Below are 24,991 nucleotides of genomic sequence, written 5' to 3'. Positions count from 1 at the left end.
TCGCCCGGCACGAGCCGCGCGGGGGCCGGGCCCGGCGCGCCGGGCTGCTCCGCCGTCGCCGGGCCCTGCGGGACCGGGCGGGCAGGCGCGGGCGCAGCGCCTCCGAGAGGCGCCCACGCGTCGTCGTGCGGGGACGTCATGGGGACATTCTCACCGAGAACGGCGGGTGTTCTCGCCCCGTGGCCGAGGTGATCACCCGACGAGCACGTGCCAGCCGTCGACCATGCGCCCGAGGATGCCGTCGGGTGAGGGCGCCGGGAGCTGGGCGATCACCGCCTCGGCGGCCGCCTCGGACTCCGCGAGCACCGCGACGACGCAGGGGCCGGACTCCAGCACGTACCACCCGTCCACGAGATAGGCCGTGTGATCGCCGATCCTCAGGGAGTCCACGAGCGAGGTGACGCGCTCGTCGAGGGTTCCGACGCGCTCCAGCAGCCGGACCTCGCCGGCCGCGGTGTCGACGACCACGTCGAGGGTCTCGGTGCCGCCGTCGTCGAGGAGATCGAGGCGGTTGACCGTGTGGTTCGCGGGCAGCGCCCAGCCGGCCGTGCTCGCCTGCGCCGAGCCGGGGCGGGTGGCGACCGGCGTCGTGGCGGTGTCGGTGATGTCGGCCGCCGGGGCGTCGGTCGCGGCGAGGAGCGCGCTCGGGTGCTGATCCGGGCGAGGACCACCGAGCACCACGAGCGTGAGCACGAACAGCCCGACGAGCGTGACGCCGCCCCCCAGGACGAACGGCGCGAGCCGCGACCGGCGCGGCTCGGCACCGAGCGGCACCGGACCTGCGGGCATGGCGAGCAGACGTGCGGTCAGCTCCGCGCTGGCCTGCAGGCTCCGTGCCGAGTTCTGGGTGCGGCGGCGGGCAGCCTGCTCCATGGCCAGCACGCTCCGGCACTCGCCGCACACGCTCAGGTGCGCCCGCGCCTCTGCCGCGCGGGCAGGGCTCAGCTCGCCGTCGACGTACGGCGTGATGAGGGCACCGAGGTGGCTCATGCCGGGGTGATCCCCGGACGGAACGTGTGCGTGGGGCGCGGCGCCCGGTGGGCGAGCGCCTCGCGCAGCTGGGCGCGACCACGGTGGATGCGGGAGCGCACCGTCCCGGTCGAGATGCCGAGCGTCGCGCCGATCTCCTCGTAGGACAGACCCTCGATGTCGCACAGCACCACAGCGGCGCGGAACTGCGGCTTGAGCGCGTTCAGTGCGTCCTGGATGTCGACGTCGAGGTTCTCGTGCTCGAAGCCGCGCTCCGGCGAGGTGCGGTCGGTCGCAGGCAGCCGTTCGGCGGACTCCCCCAGCACGTCGAAGCGCAACCGGGTCTTGCGGCGGGCGCCGTCGAGGAAGAGGTTGGTGGTGATGCGGTGCAGCCAGCCCTCGAACGTGCCCGGCTGGTAGCGGTCCAACGACCGGAACACCCGCACGAAGGTCTCCTGCGTGAGGTCCTCGGCGTCGGCCTTGTTGCCCGTGAGCCGGTAGGCGAGCCGGTACACGCGGTCGGTGTGCTGCGTGACGATCTCCTCCCAGGTGGGCGGCTGCCATGCCGCAGCGTCCACCGTCGCGGTGGCGTCTGGGGCCTGGACCTGGGGCACGTGCACGTCCTTGGTGGTCATCGTGGTACCGACGGTAGGCCGCCGGGCTGGGTGTTTCCTGAGAGTGGAACGCGCGAGCGGGCTTCCCTGTTCCGCCGCGGGGCACCGCACCTGCGGGTTTCCCGCGCGCTAGGGTCGTCCTTCACAGGCCAGCCCGCCTGCATCTCACAGGACACGGCCACGGGAGGCTCATCATCGCCAGCGACAAGATCCAGAGCTGGGCCTACACCGAGGAGTTCAGCACCGAGCCCGAGACGGTCCGCGACGCGCGCGACCGCGCCGAGGAGCTCGGCATCGACGCGGTGTCCGCGGGCACCGGCGTGACGCTGCGGCTGCTCGCCGCCGCGCTGCACGCGCGGGCCGTCGCCGAGATCGGCACCGGCACCGGTGTGTCCGGGCTGTGGCTGCTCGAGGGCATGGCTCCCGACGGCGTGCTCACCACCATCGACGTCGAGGTCGAGCACCAGCGCGCCGCCAAGGAGGCCTTCGCCGCGGCCGGCATCAAGTCGACCCGCACCCGCACGATCTCCGGCCGGGCGCTCGACGTCCTCCCCCGCCTCGCCGACGGCGCCTACGACCTCGTCTACGTCGACGGCGACCCCGCCGAGGCGAGCGACTACGCCGACCAGGCGGTCCGGATGCTCCGCACCGGTGGCGCGCTCGCCGTCAACGACGCGCTCTGGCACGACCGCGTGGCCGACCCCGCGCGGCGCGACGAGGACACGGTCGCGATGCGCGAGCTCGGCAAGCGCATCCGCGAGGACGAGCGCCTCCTGCCCGCGCTCCTCCCGGTCGGCGGCGGCCTGCTGGTCGCCGTCAAGCGCTGACCACCGGCCTCCACCCCAGCGCCCGATCCCGGGCCTTCCCTGCCCCCCGGGCCTTCCCCTGCCCCGCGGTCGCGTCCACACCCGGGAAAGCGTTGTGGGGTGTTGCCGGTCCGCGTGACGGACCGAGGTGACCCCAGATCCACCTGACGACGCGCTAGGAGGCCAACCAACCGCCGTCGACGGCGAGGACCTCGCCGTGGACGTAGGAGGCGGCGTCGCTCGCCAGGAAGATCGCCGGCCCGACGAGGTCCTCCGGCGTGGCCCACCGGCCGGCGGGGATGCGGCTGCTGATCTCGGCCGCGCGTCGCTCGTCCGCGCGCAGCGGCGCGGTGTTCGCCGTGACGACGTACCCCGGCGCCAGCGCGTTGACGCCCACGCCGCGCCCCGCCCACTCGTTGGCGAGCGCCCGGGTGAGGCCGACGACGGCGTGCTTGGTCGCCGCGTAGCCCGCCACCTGTCGGCCGCCCTGGAACGAGAGCATGGACGCGATCGTCACGATCCGCCCGTGCCCGCGCTCCAGCATCGCCGACCCGAAGGCCTGGCTGAGCAGCCAGACGGCGTCGAGGTTGACGGTCCTGACCTGCTGCCACTGCTCGTAGGGCACGTGCTCCGAGGCGCCGCGGCGGATCACCCCGGCGTTGTTGACGAGCACCCCCACCTGGTGCTCCTGGGCCAGCGACCTCGCGGTCTGGGCTGCTGCCTCGAGGTCCGCGAGGTCGGCGACCACGGGCTCGGCGCTGCCGCCCGCCGCCGTGATCTCGGCGACCACGGCCTCGACCGAGGGAGTGCGGCCCCACGCGATGACGTGGGCACCGGCGTCGGCGTACCCGAGCGCGATCGCCCGCCCGATCCCTGAACCGGCCCCGGTGACGACCGCCGTCCTGCCTGCGAGGCTGAATCGGTCGTTCACCTCAGATCCGACACGCCGACCGCGTCCATGTCCTCGAACGACTGGTTCTCGCCGGCCATCGCCCAGACGAACGAGTAGGCGCTGGTGCCCGCGCCGGAGTGCATCGACCACGGCGGGCTGATCACCGCCTGGCCGTCCGCGACCACGAGGGTGCGCACGTCCGTGGGGCGGCCGTAGAAGTGCATCACGCGCGCCTCCGGCTCCAGACCCGTGTAGAGGTAGACCTCGGTCCGGCGGTCGTGCAGGTGCGGGGGCATGGTGTTCCACACGCTCCCGGGTGCGAGCGTGGTGATCCCCACGACCAGGCGCTCGGAGGCGACACCACCGGCGTGGACGTACCGGCGCAGCGACCGCACGTTGGCGGCGGCGGCATCGCCGAGGTGCAGCGTCTCGGCCTCGGCCGCAGGAGCCAGGGTGGTCGGGTGCTGGGCACCCGCCGGTGCCGACACCAGGTAGAACCGCCCGTGGCCGGCGAACGTCACCGAGCCCGACCCCACGCCGACGTAGAGCATGTCGTGCTGGGCCAGCTCGTGGACCACGTCGTCGACCGTGACCGTGCCGGTCGCGGCCGCGAGGTTGACGACAACCAGCTCGCGACGCGCGCAGAAGGTCTCGGAGCGCAGCTCGTCCGGGGGTTCGAGCGGCAGCGTCGAGCCGCCGGGAACGGCGCCGCCGATCACCATGCGGTCGTCGTGGCTGAGCACCAGTCGCACGGCGCCCTCCTCGAACAGTCCCTCCACGAGGAACCGTGATCGCAGGGTGTCGCCGTCCAGGTGCGCGACGTCGTCGGGGTGCGTCGAGTGTCGGATGTCCATGGTGGGCTCCTCAGGTCGGGGTGGCGGGCGTGATCGGGAGGGCGAAACCGGGCTGGTCGGGCACGGTGATGAGGCCGTCCTCGAGCAGGTAGCCGGTGGCCTCGACCGTGTCGGTGGTGCCGGGCACGCCCTCGACGGTCAGCACGTTCCCGAGGCCGGCGGCCATCTGGGCCGCGTACAGCGTCTTCAGCGGCATGCCCCAGGCGTGCGGCGAGGCGGCCACCCCGAGATCGGCCAGCACCGGCATGATGCGGCGCCACGCCGTCAGCCCGTACGAGACCACGTCCATGAGCATCACGTCGATCAGCCCGGCGGAGGCGAGCTCGAGCAGCTGGGCCTCGTCCGGCTCGAACTCGCCGTCGGCGATCAGGGTGCGGCTGCCCGAGGAGAGGAGGTGGTCGCGCAGCACCCGCAGACCGTCCGACTCCTCGTGGAAGGGCTCCTCCACCCAGAACAGGTCGCAGTCGGCGACCTGCTGGAGGAACCGCACCGTCTGGGCGGGCGTGAAGCCGTTGTTGGCGTCGACCAGGATCCGGGCGTCCGGGTAGGTCTCGCGCACCAGCCGGGTCACCTCGATGTCGCGAGCGAAGCCGGCCTCGGCCTCCATCCAGCGGTGACCCCGGCCGATCTTGAGCTTGAAGGCGCGGTACCCGGCGGCCCAGTCGGCAGCGCAGTTCGCGAGCACCGCGTCCAGGCCTCGCGGCGTGTCCTCGGGGTCCAGGTCGTCGAAGTAGATGGCGCCGGAGTAGCACGTGACCGAACGCTCACCGGCGCCTCCCAGCAGCGTGGCCACGGGCACGTCGGTGATCGTCGCCGCGAGGTCGTGCAGGGCGAAGTCCAGCGGCAGCGCCTCGGGAGCGATCACACCGGTCGCCGGGTCGAACACCTCGAGCAGCGGCCGCCCGACCACGCTGTCGGCGCCGGCCAGCGAGCCCTCGACCACCCCCCAGCCGCTGGCGCCCTGGTCGGTCAACACCCGGACGGCGTTGGTCTCGAAGCCGGAGCCGTGGCTGCCGAGCCGGGCGTTGCGCCCGACCACCCGCGGGTAGCGGGTGCGGACCGTGAGCGGCTCGATCTGGTGGATGCGATGGTCGGCGAGCGAGGACAAGCGGTACTCCGTTCGTGGGTGGGTCACGTGGATCCGAGGTCGCGGCTGAGCGCGGCCACGGTGGCGAGGACGGCAGCGACGATGCCCTCCTCCTTGGCGAGGATGCGGTCGACAGGGCCGCCGACGCTCACGGAGGCGATCGGCGTCCCGCGATGGTCGCGAACGGCGGCGGCGATGCACCGGACCTCGGGCTCCAGCTCGCCGTCGTCGATCGCGTAGCCGCGTGCAGCGGTGGCGTCGAGCTCGCGGCGCAGCGCCTCGAGATCGGTGATCGTCGACGGCGTCACGGGGCGCAGGTCCAGATCGGCGATCGCGGCCTCGCGCTCCTCGGTGGGCAGCGCGGCGAGGTAGGCCTTGCCGAGAGCGGTGCCGTGCACCGGGCGGCGGCTGCCGGGCTTCGCCGTCATCGTGACGGCGTTGGGCCCGACCTCCTGCAGCACGTAGACGACCTCGTCGGCGTCCACGGTCGCCAGGAACGCGGTCTCGCGCACCCGGTCGACCAGTGACGCCAGCCGGCCCGCGGCGAGGTGGAACAGGTCCACGCCTCCGAGAGCCTGCAGCCCCAGCCGGACCGCCGCCCCGCCGAGCCGCACGCCGCCGCCGCCGGAGGACTCCGAGAGGAACCCCCGGTCCCGGAGCTGGGTGACCAGCCGATAGGCGGCGCTGCGCGAGATCCCGAGCTCGGCAGCGATCTCGGCGACCCCGACGCGGCCCTCGTCGGCGACGAACTCCAGGATCGTCAGTCCGCGGGCGAGGGTGCCGGAGGTCGACTCGTCGGTGGCGCTGGTACGTGGGCTCATGTCCGACATCCTCGTGGATGCCGGCACCTCGATCTCCGCAGGGATCCCGCTCACCCCTTCAGACCGGACCGCGAGACACCGGCGATGATGTACCGCTGCGCGACGGCGTAGATCACCAGCACCGGGAGGCTCGCGAGCACCGCGCCCGCCATCACGGCCGGGAAGTCGGTGCCGTAGGCGTTACGGAGCGTGGCCAGACCAGCCGGCAGCGTGAGGTTCTCCGGGTTGAACAGGACGTAGAGCGGCCACAGGAAGTCGTTCCAGCTGCCGAGGAACGACAGCACGGCGAGCGTGGACAGCGGTGCGAGCGACAGCGGCACCACCACCCGGCGGAAGATCTGCCAGCGGTTCGCGCCGTCGAGGAGGGCTGCCTCCTCCAGCTCGCGCGGCAGCGACAGGAAGAACTGCCGCAGGAAGAACACGCCGAACGCCGACGCGGCGCTCGGGACGATCAGCGCCCACATGCTGTCGAGCCAGTCCAGGGCGTCGACGATCAGGTAGTTCGGCATCAGGAACACGAAGCCCGGGACGAACAACGTGCTGACGATCAGTCCGAACGCCAGGTTCTTGCCACGGAAGTTCATCCTCGCCAGCGCGTAGGCGGCCAGCGCCGCCGTCGCCAGCACGAGCACGGTGTGCCCGATGCCCGCGACCAGCGAGTTGGCCAGCCACCGCAGCACCGGCACCTGGGGGTCGGTGAGCAGGGTCTGGTAGCCCTCGGTCGACCAGGTCGGCGGGATCCACTGCGGGGGCAGCGCGGTCGCGTCACCGGCGGTCTTGAAGGACGTCGAGATCATCCACAGGATCGGCGCGAAGAACGCGACGGAGAGCGCCAGCAGCACCGCGTAGAAGGGCACCTGCGCCCAGGCGCGGCTGCGTCGCCTGCCCGGGCTCGCGGCGGGACGTGGGGCCGGCGCCTTGCTCGGCGCGGTTGTCGAGACAGCCATGTCAGTTCCTCTCCTGACGGCGGAACAGCAGGAAGTTGAGGGTGCTGACGCCGATCAGCAGGAGCGCGAGGATGTAGCTCATCGCGGATGCCTTGCCGATCCGGAACTGCTCGAAACCGGTCTGCGCGATGTACATGATCGCCGTCCTGGTCTCGCTGCTCGGCGCTCCGCCCGTCAGCAGGTAGGCCTGGCCGAACACGTTCGCCGAGGCGAGGATCGTGATCGTGATGACGAACAGCAGCACGGGCCGCAGCCCTGGCAGCGTGACGTGCCAGAACTCGTGCCGCTTGGTCGCGCCGTCGACGCGTGCCGCCTCGTACAGGGTGGTGTCGATGCCCTGCAGGCCCGCGAGGTAGACCACCGCGTTGAAGCCGAGCGTCCACCAGACGGTGACGCCCACGAGCGTGACCCACACCCACGGGGTGGCGGTCAGCCAGGGAATCGCCTCGGCAATGCCGAGCTGGGCGAGGTGGTAGTTGATCAGGCCGGCGTTGGCGTTCAGCAGGTACTGCCACAGCACGCCGATCACGCTGACACCGAGCACGTACGGCGCGAAGTAGACCGCGCGGAAGAAGGTCCGCCCCGGGAAGGTGCGGTTCAGCATCAGCGCGAGGCCGAGCGGGATCACCACGAGGAACGGCACGGAGAACAGCACGAACAGCCCGGTCGCCCGCATCGACTCCCAGAACTGCACCGCCACGAGCGCCGTCGGGTCGAAGAGCTCGAGGTAGTTGCCGAGCCCCACCCACGGTCGCGACGGCAGGAAGAAGTCCCAGTTGTGCAGGCTGATCCAGACGCCGTACGCGGCGGGTGCCAGCACGAAGACGCCGAAGATGATCATGAACGGCGCCAGGAACAGGTACGGCGCGTACCGGCTCCCGTGACGCGCCGAACGAGCGCGCGGCGCGGTCTGCTCAGGCGCGCGGTCCTCGCGCACGGGCTGGCTGGCCAGGTCGGCGGTGGTCATGCGCGGGCCTCCGCATACTTCTGTCGGTTCTCCTCGAGCAGGTACGCGGCCTGTGCGGCGGCCTCGTCGAGGGCCTCCTGCGGGCTCGCGTGCCCGAGCAGCACGTCGCTGATCGCCGGGTAGAGGATGGTGGACTGGACCTCGAAGATGCCGGGCACCAACGGGTAGAAGCGCACGTCGGGCAGCGCCTCGGCGACCGCCGACTGCGCCGGCAGCGCGGCGAACTCCGCGCTCTCGACGACGTCCCGGCGGGCGGGGACCGGACCCGCACCCGCCCAGCCGATCGAGTTCGCGCTGATCCAGGACAGGAACGTGTAGGTCGCGGCGAGCCGATCGGGGTCGAAGGTGCGCTGCCGCATGATCACGAACTGGTGCGAGCCGGAGAAGGACGCGGCCCGATCCCCGATGCGCGGGAGCGGCACCACACCCCAGTCGAGGTCCTCGACCGAGCTCAGGTCGTTGATGAGTGCGCCCGGGCCGCCCCAGAGGAAGGCGTTCAGGTTGTTCTTGAAGGCGACGTTGGCGTCACCGCCGTTGACATTCGGCTTGCTGTGGCCGGCACGGATGCGTTCCAGCTGCCAGGTGAGCGCCTCGACGCCGGCGGGACCATTGAAGAGTGCCCGGCTGCCCGTCTCGTCGTAGAGCTCGCCGCCCATCTGCCACTGCAGGCTGTCGAAGCCCCGCCCGACGCCCTGGGGGTCGACCGCGGGCAGCCAGTGCCCGGCGACACCCTGCGCGGCGAGGGTCTCGAGCGCCGCCTCGTAGCTCGCCCGATCACGAGGTGGGTCCTCGGGGTCGAGCCCGGCGTCGGCGAGCACCCGCTTGTTGTAGAAGAGGCTGTCGGGCCAGACGTCGAGCGGGATCGAGTACCGCTGCTCGCCCACGATCCCGGACTGCCAGACCGTCGTGGCGAACTGGTCCTCGGTCAGGCCCACCCGGTCGGCCACCTCGTCCAGCGAGACGATCACGCCGCGGGCGGCGTTCGTGGCCACGTGGAAGTTCTGCATCAGACCGAGGTCCGGGGCCAGCCCGCTCACGACCGCCGCCGGGAACTTCTGGTAGAAGGACGACCACGGCATCGCGAACATCTGCACCGTGATGTTGGGGTGCGCCTGCCCGAACTCGAGCAGCAGGTCGCGCATGATCGCGCCGTCGCCACCGGTGAGCCCGTTCCAGAACCTGAGCGTCAGCGGCGGGCCGTCGTAGCCCTCCTGCACGTCCGGCAGGTCGACAGCCGACAGGTCAGGTGCACCGCAGGCCCCGAGTGCCGCTGCGCCGACGGCGCCCGCACCCAGGCCGAGGAAGGCACGCCGCGACGGCGGCGGATGAAGCAGTGTCATGTGACGACTCCTGTGTCGTTGTGCCATTCATTGGGACGCCGGTCCGATGAATGAGACACTACACGAGACCGACTCCGAGGGCCAGCCCCTGGGCGCGTCCGTCTGCTCAGCGCGCCCCCTCCCCTCAACTCCCCTCCGGAAAGCGCTCTGGGGTCGCCCCGGTCCGCGTGGTGGCCCGAAGCGACCCCACATCGGTGGCTGTCCACAAGGGCGCGCTGATGCAGCGTCGTCCACAGCACCCCGACGGCGGCTCGGCGATCCCAGGACCACCTGGGTCACTCTGGCCGCATGTCCCGCTTCCCGTTCGACGACGTCCGGCTGACGGCCCTGCTCAGGCAGCAGGACGGCGTGGTCGCCCGGCGACAGCTGCTCGCCCTGGGTGCTGCGCCGCACGACGTCAAGCGGCTGCTCCGCCGTCGGGACCTCGCCCGGGTGTTCGACGGCGTCTACGTCTCGCACACCGGTCCGTTGACACCCCGGCAGCGCGAGTGGGTGGCGGTGCTCGCAGCGTGGCCGGCGGCGCTCACCGGTGCGTCCGCCCTGCCCGAGCTGACCGCGGCGCAGGTCTACCTCGCGGTCGAGCACGGCAGGAAGGTCCGCGTCCCTTCCGGGGTCGTCGTTCGTCGCTCACGCCAGCTCGACCGCCGCGTCAGCTGGTCCCGGTCGCCGCCGCGCGTGCGCGAGGAGCACGCGATCCTCGACGTCATGTCGGAGAAGGTCGTGCACGACGACGACGTCGCGGGCGCGTTCCATGCCCTCACCCAGGTCGCGCACGCACGGCGGACGACGCCGGGTCGCATCCTCGCCGCCCTCGACGACCGGCCCCGCCTGCCTGGCCGCGCCGTGATCCGGGGGATGCTGCGCGATCTCCTCGAGGGCGCGTGCTCGGTCCTGGAGCGCGAGTACCTGCAGCGCGTCGAGCGGGCGCACGGGCTCCCCCGCGCCGACCGGCAGCGGCGCAGCACCGCGACCGGCGGCCTCACTCTGCAGGACGTGCCGTACCCCGAGTACCGGCTCATCGTCGAGCTCGACGGCGGCGGCTACCACGCCGGCGCACGCGCGGACGCCGATGCGTTCCGGGACCTCGCCGAGCTCGCTCGGTCCCGCAAGGCCACGGTTCGCGTCACCTACGGCCTCGTGTTCCGCACCCCGTGCCGTACCGCGAGGTTCCTCGCCGAGGTGCTGCAGCAGCGGGGCTGGCGCGGCACCGCCACGCGCTGCCGCCGGTGCCGCGGCTCGTCCGATGCGGGGTCATCTGGGTCCACCCGGTGACCCCGGAGCACCCCAAAGCGCTTTCCGGGGGGATCTGGGCTATCGGGCGGCGAGCCAGGTGATCAGGGCGCGGGCGGAGAAGCCCGTGGGGCCCTTGGTGACCTCGTGGCGGTCGGCGTCGGCGCGACCGGGGCCGGCGATGTCGAGGTGCGCCCACGGCACGTCACCGGCGAACCGCTGCAGGAACAGCGCCGCCGTGATCGACCCGCCGCCGACGGTGGTGTCGGTGGCGATGTGGCTGACGTCGGCGATCGCGGAGTCGAGCGCGCCGCGGTACTCCTCCACCAGCGGCATCGGCCACAGCGGCTCCCCCGCGCTGTCCCCGGCGGCCACCAGCGCGGCGCTGAGCTCGGGCGTGGTGGCGTACAGGGCCGCGTGGAGCTTCCCGAGCCCGAGGCTGGCGGCGCCGGTGAGCGTCGCGACGTCCACCAGCACCGAGGGCGAGAACTGCTCCCGACCCCACGCCATGGCGTCGGCGAGGACCATCCGGCCCTCGGCATCGGTGTTGCCGATCTCGACCGTGGTGCCGTCGTACATCCTGATGACGTCGCCGGGGCGGTAGGCCGAACCGCTCACCGCGTTCTCGGCGAGCGGCAGCACCGCCACCACCGGCTGCGGCAGGCCCAGCTCAGCGGCCGCCAGCACCACCGACAGCGTGATCGCCGCACCCGACATGTCCGTCTTCATCGGCACCATCGCCTCGCGCGGCTTCAGGCTGAGACCACCGGTGTCGTAGGTGATGCCCTTGCCCACCAGCAGCACGGGCGCGGCCGTGGCGCCCTTCGGCCGGTACTCGACGACGACGAGCCGCGGCGGCGAGACCGAACCGCGCCCGACGGCGGCGAGCCCGCCCATGCCGGTGCGCTCGATCCATGCCTCGTCGTGCACGGTCACGCGCAGCCCGGCGCGCGCCCCGCCCGCACTGCCGGCGAGGCTGACGGCCTCGTCGGCCAGCCAGACCGGGTTCTTGATGTTCGACGGCGTCGCGGCCAGCAGGCGCGCACGGCACGTCGCGCGGGCGCTCACCTCCGCGGTCACGACCGCCTCGTGCGCGACCTCGCCGACCAGCACGATCTCCGGCACCGGTGCATCGGGACCGGTGCCGACCCCGCGGTACGGCGGCCGGTAGGAGGCGAGCAGCAGCCCTTCGACCAGCGGACCGGCGCCCTCGGCGTGGTTGCCCAGGTCGACGACCAGCCGCTGCTTGCCTGCGGCGGCACGCGCGAGCGCGGCGCCGGTGCGGCGCAGCGCGGTGGAACCGCCGTCACCCGCCCCGGCGAGGAGCACCCGGGCGGGCAGGCCCGCCCAGGGGGCGTCGCCGTCGAGCACGGGCGGGAGCGTGAGCGTGGTCAGCTCGGCCGCGGAACCCTTCGCTGACTCCTGGGCCGCGAACGCCGCGAGGTCGACACCGACCACGGCGTCCAGCCCGGTGGGGACGGTGAGCTCGTCGTCGACCGCGCTGACCAGCAGCGCGACGAGGTCGGCACCGTCGAGAATGTCCCGGGACAGGCGTCCCGGGACATGGCTGACGTGCGGAGCTGGGCCCGCAGGCACGAGCGTCGCCCTAGCTGGCGACGGCGCTCAGCGCCTCGCTGAGCTCGGAGGCCTCGGTGGCGTTGAGCTCCACGACGAGTCGGCCACCACCCTCCAGCGGCACGCGCATGATGATGCCCCGACCCTCCTTGGTGACCTCGAGCGGTCCGTCACCGGTCCTGGGCTTCATGGCGGCCATGGGCGGTCTCCCCTGTTGTTCTTGGGTGGTGCTGCCCGATCCGATCAAGCGACCGCCCGGCAGCAGGCTCGGTCCATTCTATGCCAGGTCCGACCCCCGTCGGGTCGGCGGGCGGAATCCGGAGCTCGTACGGGGGCTCGAACGAGACGTCGATGCGACCCCGCGAGATGGCCATCCCCACCGCGGCCACCACGACCGCGAGGCCGACGAAGGCCCAGGTCACCCAGCTCATCGCGGCGCTCAGGTCCCGTCGGTGCCGGTGCGCTCGGCCGCTGCCGCCGCCTCGGCCTCCGCCCGCGCGGCCTCCTCGGAGGCGTGCAGGTCGCGGACGCCCTCGACCACCAGCCGCACCGCCTCGTCGGGGTCGTCGGTCAGCTTGATCAGGTCGAGGTCGGGAGCCGAGATCGCGCCGCGCGCCAGCACCGAGTCCCGCAGCCAGTCGAGCAGCCCGCTCCAGTACGCGACGCCGACCAGCACGACCGGGAACTGCCGCACCTTGCGGGTCTGCACGAGCGTGAGGGCCTCGAAGAGCTCATCGAAGGTGCCGAAGCCTCCTGGCAGCACCACGAACCCGTCGGAGTACTTGAGAAACATCGTCTTACGGGCGAAGAAGTACCGGAAGTTCACGCCCAGGTCGACGTAGCTGTTCATGCCCTGCTCGAACGGCAGCTCGATGCCGAGCCCGACCGAGGTGCCGCCGCTCTCGTGCGCGCCCTTGTTGGCACCCTCCATGACACCCGGTCCACCCCCGGTGATGACGGCGTAACCCGCTCCGACCAGGCCGGCCGCCACACGTTCGGCGAGCTCGTACTCCGGCTCACCGGGCCTGAACCGCGCGGAGCCGAAGACGCTGATCGCCGGACCGAGCTCGGCGAGCGCGCCGAACCCCTCGACGAACTCCGCCTGGATCCGCAGCACCCGCCACGGGTCGCTGTGGACCCACTCGCTGCCCTCGGACTCGCTCAGCAGCCGCTCGTCGGTCGTGGTCTCGGGGATCTGCCTGCCGCGCAGCTGCACGGGTCCCTTGCGGTGCTCGCGGACGGACTCGGTCATCGCGTTGCCTCCTCGGTTGCGGGTTCTCCGCTGAGCCAGGTGCCGAGCGCCGCAGCGACGGACTCGATCTGGGTGGTGGGCACCCGTTCGTCGTCGGCGTGGGCGAGGTTGGGGTCACCCGGGCCGAAGTTGACGGCGGGGACGCCCAGCGCGCTGAACCGCGCGACGTCGGTCCACCCGTACTTGGGGCGCGGCAGCCCTCCGGTGACCGCTCCGACCGCGGCCACGAAGTCCTGCGCGACCGGGTGGTCCAGACCGGGGCGAGCGCCCGGCGCCGCGTCGGTGAGCACCACGTCGTAGCCCGCGAGCACCTCGCGCACGTGCGCGAACGCCTGGTCCGGCGACTTGTCCGGGGCGAACCGGTAGTTGACGGTCACCGTGGCCTCCGGCGGGATCATGTTGCCCGCGACACCGCCGCTGATGCCGACCGCGTTGAGGCCCTCGCGGTAGCGCAGCCCGTCGACGTCGATCTCGGCCGGTGCGTAGGCGGCGAGGCGGGCGAGCACCTCGGCGGCGTCGTGGATCGCGTTCTTCCCCAGCCAGGCGCGTGCCGAGTGCGCGGTGCGCCCCACCAGCCGCACCTCGGCGCGCAGCGTCCCGTTGCAGCCGCCCTCGATGTGCCCGGCCGTGGGCTCGCCCAGGACCGCGAAGTCGGCGGCGAGCCAGTCCGGGTGGTGGCGAGCCACCCGACCAAGACCGTTGAGGTCGCCGTCGACCTCCTCGTTGTCGTAGAACACCCAGGTGACGTCCTTGGCCGGTGCGGCCAGCCGCGCCGCGAGATGCAGGGCGACGGCGACGCCGCCCTTCATGTCGACCGTGCCTCTCCCCCAGAGCTCCTCGGCGCCGTCGGCGCCGGCCTGACGACGGGTGGGCAGGTTGTCGCGGATCGGCACCGTGTCGAGGTGGCCGGCGACCACCACGCGGTGGTCACGACCGAGCAGGGTCCGGGCGACGACCGCGTCGCCGTCACGCAGCACCTCCAGGTGCGGGCACGCCCGGAGCGCGATCTCCACCGCGTCCGCGAGCGCGGCCTCCGCGCCGGAGACGCTCGCGACGTCGCAGACCGCCTGGGTCAGCGTGACGACGTCGGTGGTCACGAGGTCGGGGAGGCTCACACGGCGACACTACCGACAGCCGCGCGACGCGCAGCACTCCTGCCGCAGGTCAGCCGCGCTTGTCGTGCAGCACCCGCGCGGCCTCGGCGATCGAGCCCGACAGCGAGGGGTAGACGGTGAAGGCGTTGGCGACCTGGTCGACCGTGAGGCGGTTCGCGATCGCGAGCGTGATCGGGTGGATCAGCTCGCTGGCCCGCGGTGCGACGACCACGCCACCGACCACGAGACCGCTGGCCCGATGGCTGAAGAGCTTGACGAAGCCCTCGCTGATGCCCAGCATCTTCGCCCGGGGGTTGCGGGCGAGCGGCAGCATCGTGACCGCGCCGCGCACCTTGCCCGTGGTGATGTCGCTCTCGGGGATGCCGACGGTCGCGATCTCGGGCGCCGTGAAGATGTTCGCGGACACCTGGGCCAGGTCGAGCGGCGAGACGGCGTCGCCCAGCGCGTGCCACATCGCGATCCGTCCCTGCATCGCCGCGACCGAGGCGAGGGCGAGCACGCCGGTGCAGTCACCGGCGGCGTACACGCCCCGGGCCGTGGTCCGCGAGACCCGGTCGACGGCGATGTGACCGGACGCCGTCGTCCGCACCTCGGCGGTCTCGAGCCCCAGGTCCTCGGTGTTGGGGACGCCACCGACGGCGATCAGGCAGTGGGAGCCCTCGACCACCCGGCCGTCGACCAGGTCGACCATGACGCGATCACCCTCGCGGCGCACGCCGGCCGCGCGCGAACGGGACAGCACCTCCATGCCGCGGCGCCGGAACACCGCCTCGATCAGCTCGGCGGCGTCGGCGTCCTCGTTCGGCAGCACCCGGTCGCGCGAGGAGACCAGCGTGACCGCGGCACCCAGCGCCTGGTAGGCGCCGGCGAACTCGGCCCCGGTGACGCCGGAACCGACCACGATCAGGTGCTCGGGCGCCTCGACCAGGTCGTAGAGCTGGGTCCAGGTGAGGATGCGCTCGCCGTCGGGCTGGGCGGTCTCGAGCGTCCGCGGCCGGGCGCCGGTGGCGAGGAGGATGACGTCGGCCGGGAGCCGCTGCTGGCCGTGCTTGGTGGTCGCGACCACGCACCCGGACCCCTCGAGCCGCCCGGTGCCGTTGACGATCGCGACGCCCTCGCGCTCGAGCCGCGTGCGGATGTCCTTCGACTGCGCCTTCGCGAGGTCGAGCACGCGTCGGTCGATCATCTCGAAGTCGACCCCGACGCCGTCGCCGCCGTCACCGGAGGACAGGATCCCCAGGCTCGGCGCGCTCTCGGTCGTCGTCATGAACTCGGCCGTGGCGATCAGGGTCTTCGAAGGCACGACGTCGGTCAGCACCGCCGACCCGCCCAGGCCCTTGTCCTCCACGACCGTGACGTCGGCGCCGAGCTGGCGGGCCACGAGCGCCGCCTCGTAGCCGCCGGGGCCTCCGCCCACGATCACCACGCGCGAACCTTCACGCGTGCTCGACGGGCCTGCCGTCACAGGTCCGGAGCTGTCCGGATCGGGCTGAGAAGGTGCTGCCGCTGTCGTCACGCCTCCCCATTGTGCCGGTAGTAGGTTCCCAGCATGACCGACTCCGCTGCACCCGATCTCGACGACCCGTCGCACGACCCCGCCGACGTCGCACGCGCGGCTGCCGACCGACTGCGCGAGCTGACCGGCGTCGAGCACTTCGACATCGCCCTGGTGCTCGGCTCCGGCTGGGGCGGCGCGGCGGCCCACCTGGGCGAGCAGGTCGCCGAGGTGAGCGCCGACGACGTCCCCGGGTTCTCGGCCTCCGGGGTGCCGGGGCACTCGGGCACCCTGCGCGCGATCCGGTACGCCTCCGACAGCGCGGGAGCACCGGACCGGCACGCGCTCGTGCTCGGGGCGCGCACCCACTACTACGAGGGCAAGGGCGTGCGCCTCGTCGCGCACGGCGTGCGCACGGCCGCCGCGGCCGGGGCGTCGGTGATCGTGCTGACCAACGGCTGCGGCGGGCTCCGCCCCGAGTGGCGGCCCGGCACCCCGGTGCTGATCAGCGACCACATCAACCTCACCGCCGACTCCCCGATCGAGGGCGCGACCTTCGTGGACCTCACCGACCTCTACTCCAGCAGGCTGCGCGCGGTCGCCCGCACGGTGGACGCGGGCCTCGACGAGGGCGTCTACGTGCAGTTCCGCGGGCCCCACTACGAGACGCCCGCCGAGGTGCGGATGGCCAGGACGATCGGTGGCGACCTGGTCGGGATGTCCACGGCGCTCGAGGCGATCGCGGCCCGGCAGGCCGGGCTGGAGGTGCTCGGCATCTCCCTGGTGACCAACCTCGCGGCGGGGATCTCGGAGACGCCGCTCTCGCACGCCGAGGTCATCGAGGCCGGGCAGGAGGCGGGGCCGCGCATCGGTGCGCTGCTCGCCGAGATCGTCAGGCGGATCGACCGATGAGCGCCCTGCTGCAGGAGGCTCGCGCGTGGGCCGACGACGACCCGGACCCGAGGACCAAGGTCGAGCTGCTGGAGCTGATCGCCGCCGCCGAGGGCGGTGACCAGCTCGCCCTGGCCGACCTCGCCGAGAGGTTCGCGGGCACGCTGCAGTTCGGCACCGCGGGGCTGCGCGGCGCGATCGGCGCGGGTCCGATGAGGATGAACCGTGCGGTCGTGATCCGGGCGGCCGCAGGGCTGTCCGCGTTCCTGCACGAGCGGCTGGGCGAGGCGCCGTCGGTGGTGATCGGGTACGACGCCCGCCACGGCAGCGCCGAGTTCGCGCAGGACACCGCCGACGTCATCGCCGCGGCCGGCGGCCGCGCGCTGCTGATGCCGCAGGCGTGGCCGACGCCGGTGCTCGCGTTCGCGGTCCGGCACCTGGGAGCCGACGCGGGCGTCATGGTCACGGCCTCGCACAACCCGCCGCAGGACAACGGCTACAAGGTCTACCTCGGCGGCCGTGTGATCACCGACGCCGGTCGCGGCGCGCAGATCGTCCCCCCCTTCGACGTGGGGATCGCGGCGCAGATCGAGGCGGTCGGCGCCGTCAAGCGAGTCCCCCGCAGCGAGGACGACGCCGCTCGGACCGGTGGCAGCCGGCAGGTTCTCGGTCAACAGATCCTCGACGACTACGTGACCCGGGCGCTGCGCGTGGCTCCCGACGGCTGCGCGACCGACATCACGATCGTGCTCACGCCGCTGCACGGCGTCGGGGGTGCGCTGGCCGAGCGCGTGCTGCGGGCGGCCGGGTTCGAGGACGTGACGGTCGTGGCCGAGCAGGCCGCGCCGGACCCGGACTTCCCCACGGTGGCGTTCCCGAACCCGGAGGAGCCCGGCGCGCTGGACCTCGCGTTCGCCACAGCCGAGCGCGTGGGTGCCGACCTGATCATCGCCAACGACCCGGACGCCGACCGGTGCTCGATCGCGATCCCGGACGCCGCCGGCGGCTGGCGGCAGCTCACCGGTGACGAGGTGGGGGCGCTGCTGGGCGAACGGATCGCCTCGGCCTCGGCGGGCGCCGGCGCCACGCTCGCGTGCTCGATCGTGTCCTCCCGGCTGCTCTCCGCGATCGCCGCCGCCCACGGTCTGCAGTTCACGGCCACCCTGACGGGCTTCAAGTGGATCGCCCGCGTGCCCGGTCTGGACTTCGGGTACGAGGAGGCGCTCGGCTACTGCGTGGATCCCGGTGGGGTCCGGGACAAGGACGGCATCACGGCGGGTCTGCTGCTCGCGGTGCATGCGGCGCAGCTCGCGGCGATCGGGCGCACGCTCGACGACGCCCTCGACGACATCGCCCGCAGCTACGGCGTCCACGCGACCGGACAGCTGTCGGTACGCGTCGAGGACCTCTCGCTCATCGCCGATGCGATGGCGCGGCTGCGGGCGAGCCCGCCGGCGGCGTTGGCCGGCTCCGAGGTGGTGCGTTCGGTCGACCTGTCGACCGGCAGCGAGGAGCTGCCGGCGACCGACGGGCTGCTCTACGAGACCGCCGACCGCAGCCGCGTGATCGTGCGACCGTCGGGGACCGAGCCCAAGCTCAAGTGCTACCTCGAGGTGATCGACGCCGTCGACCCCCGCGCGGACGACGCGACGCTGCGCACGGTGCGTGAGGGGGCCGCGCAGCGGCTGGAACGCCTCAAGGCCGACGTGGCCGCCGCCGCCGGCGTGGCCCCCTGATCCCGATGGGATGAAGTGCCCATCGCGCCCGTCGCGGCGCGGTGCCTACGCTGCCCGGGTCCGCAGCACCCGATCAGGAACAGGACCACCGTGGCCAGCAGCCCCGACCTCCAGCAGCAGCGCAGCACGGTGGTCGCGAGCAACCCCGTGTACGCGGTGCTGGCGGTCACCGGCCCGCAGGTCGACCTGCTCGAGCCGGTGCGCGCCTTCTTCGACGAGTGCGCCGCCGAGCAGCGCCGGCCCGTGCTCCAGACCGAGCCCGGCGCCACGCTCGGGCCGTTCGTCGTCTCGTGGCTGCGCGCGCTGTCCGGGTTCTGGGTCACCCGCGACGAGGCAGGCGGGGTGCGCGAGGTCCAGACGGGCGCGGCCGTCACCGACCCCATCGAGCTGTTCGAGCTGACGACCGCTGTCGAGGAGCCCGCGGAGGATCGCTTCCCCCGCTCGGCGATCCTGCTCGAGGTCGTCCTCGAGCACCGCGCCGAGACGACCACCACGCTCGGTGGGATCGTTCCGGTGGCGCTGACCGCGCTGGGCGCCGCAGCGCCGTTGCGCTGGGGGCTGCACGAGCCGTTGCCGCACCGCTGGGACGTCGAGACCCTCACAGCCCACGCCCGGACCGCGATGCCGCTGACCGGACCGATCTACTGGCGCAGCCCGGACGGGTTCGGCGAGCTCGCCGCCGCGCGGACCCAGGAAGGCCTCGTCGAGCGCGTCCAGCTGACCGTCGCGCACGACGGCGCTGCGCGCGACGCCCTCGCGCGCGCTCGCGACGCCGCCACCGCGCTGGCCGGCACCCGCATGCCCGTGATGACCTGCTCGGTGAGCGCGATCGGCGCCCACGAGGATCTCCGGACGCGTCCCGCGGCGGCGCCGCCGGAGCGGCCGCTCGCGGCCATGCTCGGCCCTCGGCTGCTGGGCCGGCTCGGCTGGTCCGCCACCGGTGTGGCCGAGCAGCACGCGGGTGAGGTGGTCGGGCGCGCCCGTGTGCCCGGAGCACTGGTGACGTTCGACGAGCCGGACCTCGGCACCGCGCGCCGCCGCTATCTCGATCTGGTGTCCGCATGAGTCCCGCACGGCTGGAGGAGCGAGCATGACCGGTTGGAACATCGACCCGGATCGGGTGGTGGGCCTGCTGACCAGGGCCGGCGAGAGGCGGCTCCGGCTGGACGACGCGATCCAGCAGCGCGACGTCGACGACATCATCGACGGGGTGTTCTGGCCGGGGCAGGCGGGCGCCGTCGTGGCACCGCTGGTCGATGCCCTCGTGGACCTCAGCGCGCTGCAGGGCAAGCAGCTGGCCGGCGTGGCGCTGCTGGCGGATACCTGCCTGTCCGGCCTCACCAACACCACGCTCGCCTACCAGGCCGGGATGCAGGAGATGGCGGTCCAGCAGCAGCGGGAGATGCTCAGGAACGCCGACGTGCTGGACGGTCCCCCGCCGCCGGGAGCGGTCCCTCCCCATCGGATCCCGGTCGGCCCGTGATGCCGGAGACCTGTCAGAACCACGCAACCAGGAGCACGCGATGAAGGACGATGACGAGGGCGGCGGCGGTGGTACCCCCAACGGGGCGGACGGCGAGGGCCTGATCGACCCCGATCTGTTCGTCATCAGCTCCACCTACCCCGACGCCGGTGCCGTGCACGACGCCGGCTACGCGTTGCTGCGGATGGGCACCCGCGTGCAGAACCGCACCGAGGCGATGCAGGGCGTCTGGTCGCGGCTGTCGCAGCCGGGCGTCTACGAGACCCCGCAGAGCGACCGGGTGTACGCGCTCATGGACCCGACGATCGACGCCGCGGCCGAGTTCACGACCGGCGCCACGACGGCGTACGTCGCGGTGGTCGGCTTCGGCTACGACCTGGTCGACGCCCAGGTGGGCATCAAGGATCTCGAGGGCCGTGCCCGCGAGTTCCGTGACAGCGTGATCGACGGCGTGGAGGACGACAGCCTGCTGCCCATCCTCACCAAGGGCCTCGTCGGTGGCGGCACCGTCCACTGGAGCGAGAACAAGGACGCCGTCGAGAAGAACAAGGCGCTCCTCGAGGAGTACGCGGGCATCCTCGTCACGATCAACGAGGCGGCGATCGAGGCAGCTGCCAAGATCCGCGAGATCGACGACATGCCGCAGGTGCCGGAGCCGGAGCCGTGGGACGTCGACGCGATCCTCTCGACGCAGATGCCCTGGGGAACCCCGCGGGACCTTGAGCTCGACCCCCTGGAGCAGGTCGGGGTCGGCACCTGGAACGTGGTCAAGACCACCGTCCAGGGCCTGTGGAACCTGACGCCGCTGGCCGGCGGGTTCGAGAACCCGTGGGACAAGCTCAAGCGGATGGGCGGCGCGTGGGGCAACGTCGGCAACGGGCTGCTGGGTGCCCTGATCTTCCTCGGGACCACGAAGTCCAGGGGCGGCATCGAGGGCGCCGAAGATCTCATCGAGGAGCTCGAGAAGAGCGACGACCCGCTGAGCCAGTGGCTGGCCGACCGGCTCAAGCAGGGCGAGAAGTTCGTGCTGCCGTTCGCCGGGGGTGGCAACTCGGAGAACCTCGACCACGCCGTCGAGCGGTGGAAGGAGCGGCCCTGGCAGGTGGGCACCGAGTCTGCGCTGGCGTGGCTGATGCTGCTGGTGCCCGGGCCCAAGGGGGTCACCAAGGGCTTCCCGATGTCCGCCGAGAAGTCGGCGATGGTGCAGGCGATGGTCGACGCCTCCGGCCTCTACCAGACCGGCTCCGGCTGGTTCGTCAGGGGTGGGGTCAAGGTCGCGGACGCGTCAGGCAACTGGCTGAGCCACACGTTCAACCCCGGCAAGGGAGACGGCCCCGGCGGCGCGCACCGCGGCGACGAGGGCGGCGCCTGGGAGGCCGGTGACGGCGGCAAGCACAAACCGGGCAAGCACAAGCCCTGACCGGTCCCCACGAGCCCGTACCACGCCACGGGCGGCCTAGACTCGCGAGCATGACTGCACAGACGACGTCGACCGTGCGTCCCTGGGATCGCGACGCCGCCCAGGTCGCCGCCGACGCCGCCGGTCTGATCGGCTCGGCGGAGATCGGCAGCACCGCGTTGCGCCGGTACCTGTTCGGGCTCCCCGGCGTCGACGAGGTGGGCGCCAAGGGCCGCGCCGCCCAGCTCGGTACCCGGTCGATCAAGACCACATCCAAGGCCTGGGCCCTGGACATGGTCATCTCGATGATCGACCTGACCACGCTGGAGGGCGCCGACACCCCCGGGAAGGTGCGCTCGCTGGTGGCGAAGGCGCGGACCCCGGAACCCGGCGACGCCGGCTGCCCGCGACCGGCCGCCGTCTGCGTCTACAACGACATGGTCGAGGTCGCCGTCGAGGCGGCCCAGGGGTCGGGCATCCACGTGGCCGCCGTCTCGACGGCGTTCCCCTCGGGGCGGGCCTCGCTCGCGGTCCGGCTCGCCGACACGGCCGACGCCGTGGCCGCCGGTGCCGACGAGATCGACATGGTGATCGACCGGGGCGCGTTCCTGTCCGGCGACTACCTGAAGGTCTACTCCGACATCGTGGCGGTGCGCGAGATCTGCCAGGCGCGAGCGGCAGGACCGGCGCACCTGAAGGTGATCCTTGAGACCGGTGAGCTGGTCACCTACGACAACGTGCGCCGCGCGTCGTGGCTGGCGATGCTCGCGGGTGCCGACTTCATCAAGACCTCGACGGGCAAGGTGCAACCTGCAGCCACGCTGCCGGTCACGATCGTCATGCTCGAGGCGGTCCGTGACTTCCTCGCGGCGACCGGTGTGCAGGTCGGGGTGAAGCCCGCCGGCGGTATCCGCACGAGCAAGGACGCCATCAAGTTCCTGGTCGCGGTCAACGAGGTCGCGGGCGAGCGCTGGCTCGACCCCGACTTCTTCCGGTTCGGCGCCTCGACGCTGCTCAACGACGTGCTGCTGCAGCGTCAGAAGCTGGCGACCGGCGTGTACTCCGGACCCGACTACGTGACGATCGACTGAGGATGGCGAGCGCATCATGACCGCATTCGAGTACGCACCGGCGCCCGAGTCGAGGGCTGTCGTCGACATCGCCTCCTCCTACGGGCTGTTCATCGACGGCGAGTTCACCGAGGGCTCCGGCGGATCGCTGAAGACGATCAACCCCGCCACCGAGGAGGCGCTGGCCGAGGTCGCCGTCGCCGACGAGAGCGACGTCGACCGCGCCGTGGCCGCCGCCCGCCGCGCGCAGCAGAAGGTGTGGGGCCCGATGCCCGGCACCGAGCGGGCCAAGTACCTGTACCGGATCGCCCGGCTGCTCGCCGAGCGGTCCCGCGAGTTCGCCGTGCTGGAGACCCTCGACAACGGCAAGCCGATCCGCGAGTCGCGCGACGTCGACGTGCCGCTGGCCTCGGCGTGGTTCTTCTACTACGCGGGCTGGGCGGACAAGCTCGACCACGCCGGCTTCGGTGTCGACCCGCAGCCGCACGGCGTGGTGGGACAGGTGATCCCGTGGAACTTCCCGCTGCTGATGCTGTCGTGGAAGATCGCCCCGGCGCTGGCGGCCGGCAACACCGTGGTGCTGAAGCCTGCCGAGACCACCCCGCTGAGCGCCCTGCTGTTCGCCGAGCTCGTGCAGCAGGCCGGACTGCCCCCGGGCGTGGTCAACATCGTGACGGGCGCCGGTGCCACCGGTGCCGCCGTGATCGGCCACGCCGACGTCGACAAGGTCGCCTTCACGGGCTCGACGGCGGTGGGCAAGTCGATCGCCAAGCAGATCGCCGGGACCCGCAAGCACGCGACGCTCGAGCTCGGCGGCAAGGCTGCGAACATCGTGTTCGCCGACGCCCCGATCGATCAGGCGGTCGAGGGCATCGTCAACGGCATTTTCTTCAACCAGGGCCAGGTCTGCTGCGCCGGCTCCCGGGTGCTCGTCGAGGAGTCGATGCACGACGAGCTGATCGATCGGCTGAAGTCCCGGCTCGGCACCCTGCGGCTCGGCGACCCGATGGACAAGAACACCGACATCGGTGCCATCAACTCGGCGCGGCAGCTGCAGCGCATCAACGAGCTGAGCGATGCGGGTGAGGCCGAGGGCGCCGTGCGCTGGAGCGCCGACTGCGCGATCCCCGAGAACGGCTTCTGGTTCCCGCCGACCGTGTTCACGCAGGTCAGCTCGGCACACCGGATCGCACGCGAGGAGATCTTCGGCCCGGTGCTGAGCGTGCTGACGTTCCGCACGCCCGCCGAGGCGGTCGCGAAGGCGCACAACACCCCCTACGGCCTCTCGGCAGGCATCTGGACCGAGAAAGGGTCGCGGATCCTCTGGATGGCGGACCGGCTGCGCGCCGGTGTCGTCTGGGCCAACACCTTCAACAAGTTCGACCCGACCAGCCCGTTCGGCGGCTACAAGGAGTCCGGCTACGGCCGCGAGGGCGGCCGCCACGGCCTCGGTCCCTACCTCGTCGAGGGGAGCACGCGATGAGCGAGCGTCTGGATGTCCGCAAGACGTACAAGCTCTACGTGGGCGGCAGCTTCCCGCGCTCGGAGTCGGGGCGCACCTACGAGGTGGTCTCGGCGGACGGGGCGTTCCTCGCCAACGCGGCGCAGGGCTCGCGCAAGGACGCCCGCGACGCGGTGCGCGCCGCCCGCGCGGCGCAGCCGGGCTGGGCAGGGGCGACGGCGTACAACCGCGGTCAGGTCCTCTACCGGGTAGCCGAGCTGCTCGAGGGCCGGCGAGCCCAGTTCGTCGCCGACGTGGCCGCCGGCGAGGGCCTGCGCACCGCCCGCGCCGAGGCCGCGGTCGACGCCGCGATCGACCGCTGGGTCTGGTACGCGGGCTGGGCCGACAAGGTCGCCCAGGTCGCCGGCAACGCCAACCCTGTCGCCGGCCCGTACTTCAACCTCTCCTCCCCCGAGCCCACCGGTGTCGTCGCCGTGGTGGCACCGCAGCGGTCCTCGCTGCTCGGTCTGGTCAGCGTGATCGCACCGGTGATCCTCACGGGCAACACCGCCGTCGTGATCTCCTCCCAGGACCGCCCGCTGCCGGCGATCACGCTCGGCGAGGTGCTCGCCACCTCCGACGTGCCCGGTGGCGTGGTCAACGTGCTCACCGGGAAGACGGCCGAGCTCGCTCCGGTCCTGGCCTCCCACATGGACGTCAACGCGATCGACCTCGCCGGCGCCGTCGAGGCCGACGGCGTGACCTGGGGTGAGCTCGAGGCCCTCGCCGCGGACACCGTGAAGCGGGTACGCCGACCTCCGACCGACACCGAGCCCACCTGGCTCACCGACGCCTCGCTCAATCAGGTCCTGGCGTTCGTGGAGACCAAGACCGTCTGGCACCCGAAGGGCACCTAGCGCTCGAGGTGCCACGGGTGTCGCTCCTGCCTGTGATCGGATGGCGGCTCAGGGGTTGAGCAGACGGCGTCGGCGACGTACGGTCGATCG

24 protein-coding genes are annotated in these 24,991 nt (G+C 72.4%); 10 read left to right on the top strand and 14 right to left on the bottom strand.

Annotation, left to right across the window (positions count from 1 at the left end):
• Positions 1-192: 192 nt before the first annotated feature.
• Together GPA04_RS11670 and sigE are read right to left on the bottom strand one after the other, a co-directional pair.
• The gene (locus tag GPA04_RS11670; RefSeq protein WP_156224267.1) at positions 193-990 is read right to left on the bottom strand and encodes an anti-sigma factor family protein; all 798 of its coding nucleotides are present in this window, start codon (positions 988-990) and stop codon (positions 193-195) included.
• Positions 987-1,604, bottom strand: a complete 618-nt coding sequence (sigE, locus tag GPA04_RS11665; protein WP_156224266.1) for an RNA polymerase sigma factor SigE — start codon at positions 1,602-1,604, stop codon at positions 987-989. The genes GPA04_RS11670 and sigE overlap by 4 nt, the downstream gene beginning before the upstream one ends.
• Before the next feature lie 281 nt (positions 1,605-1,885).
• Between sigE and GPA04_RS11660 the strand changes: the two genes are divergently transcribed.
• Entirely contained in the window at positions 1,886-2,410 is a 525-nt protein-coding gene (locus GPA04_RS11660) for an O-methyltransferase (RefSeq protein WP_366464645.1), read from the top strand.
• 154 nt (positions 2,411-2,564) lie between these two features.
• Here GPA04_RS11660 and GPA04_RS11655 read toward each other — a convergent pair whose 3' ends face one another.
• The 7 genes from GPA04_RS11655 to GPA04_RS11625 are packed head-to-tail and all read right to left on the bottom strand — an operon-like array spanning position 2,565 to position 9,297.
• Positions 2,565-3,320: an SDR family oxidoreductase gene (locus tag GPA04_RS11655; RefSeq protein WP_156224264.1), complete on the bottom strand. Its 756-nt coding sequence runs from the start codon at positions 3,318-3,320 to the stop codon at positions 2,565-2,567.
• Complete coding sequence (kduI, locus tag GPA04_RS11650; protein ID WP_156224263.1) at positions 3,317-4,135, bottom strand: 5-dehydro-4-deoxy-D-glucuronate isomerase; 819 nt, start codon at positions 4,133-4,135, stop codon at positions 3,317-3,319. The genes GPA04_RS11655 and kduI overlap by 4 nt, the downstream gene beginning before the upstream one ends.
• Before the next feature lie 10 nt (positions 4,136-4,145).
• Positions 4,146-5,243 (bottom strand): mandelate racemase/muconate lactonizing enzyme family protein, encoded by a 1,098-nt coding sequence (locus GPA04_RS11645; RefSeq protein WP_156224262.1) that lies wholly within the window; start codon positions 5,241-5,243, stop codon positions 4,146-4,148.
• Positions 5,244-5,266: 23 nt separating this feature from the next.
• Entirely contained in the window at positions 5,267-6,043 is a 777-nt protein-coding gene (locus GPA04_RS11640) for an IclR family transcriptional regulator (protein ID WP_162458592.1), read from the bottom strand.
• A gap of 50 nt (positions 6,044-6,093) precedes the next feature.
• A complete protein-coding gene (locus GPA04_RS11635; protein ID WP_156224260.1) occupies positions 6,094-6,990 on the bottom strand; it encodes a carbohydrate ABC transporter permease in 897 nt (298 codons plus the stop codon).
• A 1-nt stretch (position 6,991) separates the two neighbouring features.
• A complete protein-coding gene (locus tag GPA04_RS11630) occupies positions 6,992-7,957 on the bottom strand; it encodes a carbohydrate ABC transporter permease (RefSeq protein WP_156224259.1) in 966 nt (321 codons plus the stop codon).
• Complete coding sequence (locus tag GPA04_RS11625; protein WP_156224258.1) at positions 7,954-9,297, bottom strand: ABC transporter substrate-binding protein; 1,344 nt, start codon at positions 9,295-9,297, stop codon at positions 7,954-7,956. The genes GPA04_RS11630 and GPA04_RS11625 overlap by 4 nt, the downstream gene beginning before the upstream one ends.
• 288 nt (positions 9,298-9,585) lie before the next feature.
• Here GPA04_RS11625 and GPA04_RS11620 point away from each other — a divergent pair, with 288 nt between their 5' ends.
• Complete coding sequence (locus tag GPA04_RS11620) at positions 9,586-10,569, top strand: putative endonuclease domain-containing protein (protein WP_156224257.1); 984 nt, start codon at positions 9,586-9,588, stop codon at positions 10,567-10,569.
• A gap of 39 nt (positions 10,570-10,608) precedes the next feature.
• Here GPA04_RS11620 and GPA04_RS11615 read toward each other — a convergent pair whose 3' ends face one another.
• The 5 genes from GPA04_RS11615 to GPA04_RS11595 all read right to left on the bottom strand — a co-directional run bounded on the left by GPA04_RS11615 (position 10,609) and on the right by GPA04_RS11595 (position 15,895).
• A complete protein-coding gene (locus tag GPA04_RS11615) occupies positions 10,609-12,123 on the bottom strand; it encodes a leucyl aminopeptidase family protein (protein ID WP_206674202.1) in 1,515 nt (504 codons plus the stop codon).
• Between the two features lie 10 nt (positions 12,124-12,133).
• Complete coding sequence (locus GPA04_RS11610) at positions 12,134-12,301, bottom strand: DUF3117 domain-containing protein (protein WP_156201884.1); 168 nt, start codon at positions 12,299-12,301, stop codon at positions 12,134-12,136.
• Positions 12,302-12,541: 240 nt separating this feature from the next.
• Positions 12,542-13,354, bottom strand: a complete 813-nt coding sequence (locus GPA04_RS11605; RefSeq protein ID WP_156224256.1) for an LOG family protein — start codon at positions 13,352-13,354, stop codon at positions 12,542-12,544.
• The gene (gene dapE / locus GPA04_RS11600; protein ID WP_156224255.1) at positions 13,351-14,469 is read right to left on the bottom strand and encodes a succinyl-diaminopimelate desuccinylase; all 1,119 of its coding nucleotides are present in this window, start codon (positions 14,467-14,469) and stop codon (positions 13,351-13,353) included. Before dapE ends, GPA04_RS11605 begins: the two co-directional genes overlap by 4 nt.
• Before the next feature lie 49 nt (positions 14,470-14,518).
• Positions 14,519-15,895, bottom strand: a complete 1,377-nt coding sequence (locus GPA04_RS11595) for an NAD(P)H-quinone dehydrogenase (protein WP_241680753.1) — start codon at positions 15,893-15,895, stop codon at positions 14,519-14,521.
• Positions 15,896-16,018: 123 nt separating this feature from the next.
• On the opposite strand from GPA04_RS11595, the gene GPA04_RS11590 reads away from it, so the two are divergent.
• The 8 genes from GPA04_RS11590 (at position 16,019) to GPA04_RS11555 (ending at position 24,901) form a co-directional block, all read left to right on the top strand.
• Positions 16,019-16,876, top strand: a complete 858-nt coding sequence (locus GPA04_RS11590) for a purine-nucleoside phosphorylase (RefSeq protein ID WP_156224254.1) — start codon at positions 16,019-16,021, stop codon at positions 16,874-16,876.
• Positions 16,873-18,591: a phospho-sugar mutase gene (locus GPA04_RS11585; RefSeq protein WP_156224253.1), complete on the top strand. Its 1,719-nt coding sequence runs from the start codon at positions 16,873-16,875 to the stop codon at positions 18,589-18,591. The genes GPA04_RS11590 and GPA04_RS11585 overlap by 4 nt, the downstream gene beginning before the upstream one ends.
• A gap of 90 nt (positions 18,592-18,681) precedes the next feature.
• A complete protein-coding gene (locus GPA04_RS11580; protein WP_156224252.1) occupies positions 18,682-19,656 on the top strand; it encodes a DUF6177 family protein in 975 nt (324 codons plus the stop codon).
• Positions 19,657-19,681: 25 nt separating this feature from the next.
• Positions 19,682-20,074: a DUF6507 family protein gene (locus tag GPA04_RS11575; RefSeq protein WP_156224251.1), complete on the top strand. Its 393-nt coding sequence runs from the start codon at positions 19,682-19,684 to the stop codon at positions 20,072-20,074.
• 40 nt (positions 20,075-20,114) lie between these two features.
• Positions 20,115-21,494, top strand: a complete 1,380-nt coding sequence (locus GPA04_RS11570) for a hypothetical protein (protein ID WP_156224250.1) — start codon at positions 20,115-20,117, stop codon at positions 21,492-21,494.
• A 50-nt stretch (positions 21,495-21,544) separates the two neighbouring features.
• Positions 21,545-22,564, top strand: a complete 1,020-nt coding sequence (gene deoC, locus GPA04_RS11565; protein ID WP_156224249.1) for a deoxyribose-phosphate aldolase — start codon at positions 21,545-21,547, stop codon at positions 22,562-22,564.
• Between the two features lie 16 nt (positions 22,565-22,580).
• The gene (locus tag GPA04_RS11560; RefSeq protein ID WP_156224248.1) at positions 22,581-24,026 is read left to right on the top strand and encodes an aldehyde dehydrogenase family protein; all 1,446 of its coding nucleotides are present in this window, start codon (positions 22,581-22,583) and stop codon (positions 24,024-24,026) included.
• Positions 24,023-24,901 (top strand): aldehyde dehydrogenase family protein, encoded by an 879-nt coding sequence (locus tag GPA04_RS11555; protein WP_156224247.1) that lies wholly within the window; start codon positions 24,023-24,025, stop codon positions 24,899-24,901. Before GPA04_RS11560 ends, GPA04_RS11555 begins: the two co-directional genes overlap by 4 nt.
• Positions 24,902-24,991 lie beyond the last annotated feature (90 nt).

It is taken from the genome of Pseudactinotalea suaedae, assembly GCF_009733815.1.
Classification (GTDB): domain Bacteria; phylum Actinomycetota; class Actinomycetes; order Actinomycetales; family Beutenbergiaceae; genus Pseudactinotalea; species Pseudactinotalea suaedae.
The sequence above is the reverse complement of the archived record's forward strand: the minus strand, read 5'-3'. Positions and strand labels throughout refer to the sequence as shown.

Bases quoted from the DNA above. Each gene is read 5' to 3' on its own strand.
- GPA04_RS11670 (WP_156224267.1), bottom strand. From the start codon at position 990: ATGAGCCACCTCGGTGCCCTCATCACGCCGTACGTCGACGGCGAGCTG.
- sigE (WP_156224266.1), bottom strand. From the start codon at position 1,604: ATGACCACCAAGGACGTGCACGTGCCCCAGGTCCAGGCCCCAGACGCC.
- kduI (WP_156224263.1), bottom strand. From the start codon at position 4,135: ATGGACATCCGACACTCGACGCACCCCGACGACGTCGCGCACCTGGAC.
- GPA04_RS11640 (WP_162458592.1), bottom strand. From the start codon at position 6,043: ATGAGCCCACGTACCAGCGCCACCGACGAGTCGACCTCCGGCACCCTC.
- GPA04_RS11635 (WP_156224260.1), bottom strand. From the start codon at position 6,990: ATGGCTGTCTCGACAACCGCGCCGAGCAAGGCGCCGGCCCCACGTCCC.
- GPA04_RS11630 (WP_156224259.1), bottom strand. From the start codon at position 7,957: ATGACCACCGCCGACCTGGCCAGCCAGCCCGTGCGCGAGGACCGCGCG.
- GPA04_RS11625 (WP_156224258.1), bottom strand. From the start codon at position 9,297: ATGACACTGCTTCATCCGCCGCCGTCGCGGCGTGCCTTCCTCGGCCTG.
- GPA04_RS11620 (WP_156224257.1), top strand. From the start codon at position 9,586: ATGTCCCGCTTCCCGTTCGACGACGTCCGGCTGACGGCCCTGCTCAGG.
- GPA04_RS11610 (WP_156201884.1), bottom strand. From the start codon at position 12,301: ATGGCCGCCATGAAGCCCAGGACCGGTGACGGACCGCTCGAGGTCACC.
- GPA04_RS11605 (WP_156224256.1), bottom strand. From the start codon at position 13,354: ATGACCGAGTCCGTCCGCGAGCACCGCAAGGGACCCGTGCAGCTGCGC.
- GPA04_RS11590 (WP_156224254.1), top strand. From the start codon at position 16,019: ATGACCGACTCCGCTGCACCCGATCTCGACGACCCGTCGCACGACCCC.
- GPA04_RS11585 (WP_156224253.1), top strand. From the start codon at position 16,873: ATGAGCGCCCTGCTGCAGGAGGCTCGCGCGTGGGCCGACGACGACCCG.
- GPA04_RS11575 (WP_156224251.1), top strand. From the start codon at position 19,682: ATGACCGGTTGGAACATCGACCCGGATCGGGTGGTGGGCCTGCTGACC.
- GPA04_RS11570 (WP_156224250.1), top strand. From the start codon at position 20,115: ATGAAGGACGATGACGAGGGCGGCGGCGGTGGTACCCCCAACGGGGCG.
- deoC (WP_156224249.1), top strand. From the start codon at position 21,545: ATGACTGCACAGACGACGTCGACCGTGCGTCCCTGGGATCGCGACGCC.
- GPA04_RS11560 (WP_156224248.1), top strand. From the start codon at position 22,581: ATGACCGCATTCGAGTACGCACCGGCGCCCGAGTCGAGGGCTGTCGTC.
- GPA04_RS11555 (WP_156224247.1), top strand. From the start codon at position 24,023: ATGAGCGAGCGTCTGGATGTCCGCAAGACGTACAAGCTCTACGTGGGC.